Here is a 1706-nt window from a genome sequence, read left to right on the forward strand (position 1 = left end):
GCCCTTCGTGAACAACGCTTTCGGCGGCCTGAACTTCCAGATCGAGCACCACCTCTTCCCCGACATGCCCCGTCCGCACCTGGCCAGGGCAGCGGTCATCGTCCGGGAGCACTGCGAACGCCTCAAAGTGCCATACACCGAGGTTGGCGTCGCCGCCTCCTACGGCGCTGTGGTGAAGTACCTCAACCGCGTCGGACTCTCAGCCCGGGATCCGTTCGACTGCCCCATGGTCAACAGGTACCGCCGGCCATGACCACCCTTACCGGCTCATTCCTCCCCCTGCTAGATCCGACAGGTGAACGACCATGACCGGTAAGGACCTCGAAAAAATCGTCTCGGCTGCCAACTCAAGAGCATCCGGACAGTTGTCGGCCCCGATGCTCCCTACCTTCGAGGATGTACCGCAGGAACTGGAGAAAGCGATCGCCGACGCCGTCGCCCACGGCGAACCCATCGCCGTGGTCTCTGCCGCCGCGGACCTGGCACCCCTGGCGGTGCTCGATGCACTCGAAGCCGTAGCAATAGCCGCGGCAGTTCACGACCCAAGCACTCCCCACACGCCGGGGAAGACGAATGTCCGTGCGCCCTTGGGGGAATCCAATGTCTGACGTCGACGCACGGGTGTGCCGTGTCCACTCGACGACGATGCCGCAGGCGGACTCCGACGCCCCGGTTTTCGTGATGGTGCATGGAATCGGTCTGTCCCACCGCTACTTCGACCGGCTGCAAGCCGAACTCATTCGCCACGGACACACCCACGTGCTGGACCTGCCTGGTTTCGGTGGAACACCCAAACCAGGACAGCAACTGGCAGTAGAGGATTACGCGGTCGTGATCGGTGAAGCACTGGACGCGGCGGACATCCGGTCCTGTGTGCTCATCGGCCATTCCATGGGCGCCCAGTTCGTCACCGAACTCGCCCTGCAACGCCCCGACCTTGTCTCGGGGTTGGTCCTGATCGGCCCAGTCACCGACTCCGCCCGCCGATCAGTCCTTTGGCACACCCTTGCCCTCGGCCTCGACAGCCTGCTGGAGCGACCCCTCACCAACGCCATAGTTTTCACGGACTATGCCCGCTGCGGCTTGCCCTGGTACTTCACCGAACTCCCCGTGATGCTCAATTACCGCATCCATGAGCGCCTTCAGCAAGCGAGGCAACCGGTTTTGATCATCCGTGGCAGCAATGACCCCGTCGCACGACACCCCTGGTGTTCGCGCCTGGCCAACACCGCGCAGGATGGCCGGCTGGTAGAGATCCCCGGTCAACCCCATGTTGCTCAGCGTGGAGGCGCCGAGGAAACCGCAAAAGCGATCCTTTCCCTCCACCATAGAGACGACCACCTCCCCTCGGGGTCTGGAAACCCTCCTGTAGCTGCCCGACAACAAACCCGAACCATCCTGAAGCTTCTTCGCACTGTGGTCAGCAGCCGCAGCAACGCAGTTCCGGCCTCGAATACCCCCGATTTTCACAGCATCACGATCGGTGACCGGCAGTGCCGGGCCTACCCGATGATGCACACCGGCGCCCACGAACCGGACACCGGTTCCGGGGAAGCGACAGCTCAGCGGGTGTTCGTCCTCATCCATGGCATCGGAATGTCCCACCGCTACTTCGCACGCCTCGCCGCGGTGCTGGCAGATCACGGGGACACGTACCTCATCGACCTGCCCGGCTATGGATGGACCGGCACGCCGGCTGAAGAAAT

Annotated in this window: 3 protein-coding genes; all 3 read left to right on the plus strand. The window is 63.3% G+C overall.

All coding sequences use genetic code 11. From position 1 onward, the window contains the following. A partial coding sequence (locus Y705_RS16585; RefSeq protein ID WP_173401034.1) for a fatty acid desaturase family protein occupies positions 1-253 on the plus strand: 253 nt, incomplete at its 5' end. A gap of 52 nt (positions 254-305) precedes the next feature. Next, the gene (locus Y705_RS0101750; RefSeq protein WP_026531611.1) at positions 306-608 is read left to right on the plus strand and encodes a hypothetical protein; all 303 of its coding nucleotides are present in this window, start codon (positions 306-308) and stop codon (positions 606-608) included. Further along, positions 601-1706, plus strand: a 1106-nt coding sequence (locus tag Y705_RS23455) for an alpha/beta fold hydrolase (RefSeq protein ID WP_049822115.1), incomplete at its 3' end; no start/stop codon positions are given. The genes Y705_RS0101750 and Y705_RS23455, both read left to right, overlap by 8 nt.

The sequence above is a fragment of the Arthrobacter sp. H41 genome (assembly GCF_000520535.1).
Classification (GTDB): domain Bacteria; phylum Actinomycetota; class Actinomycetes; order Actinomycetales; family Micrococcaceae; genus Arthrobacter_D.

Bases quoted from the DNA above. Each gene is read 5' to 3' on its own strand.
- Y705_RS0101750 (WP_026531611.1), top strand. From the start codon at position 306: ATGACCGGTAAGGACCTCGAAAAAATCGTCTCGGCTGCCAACTCAAGA.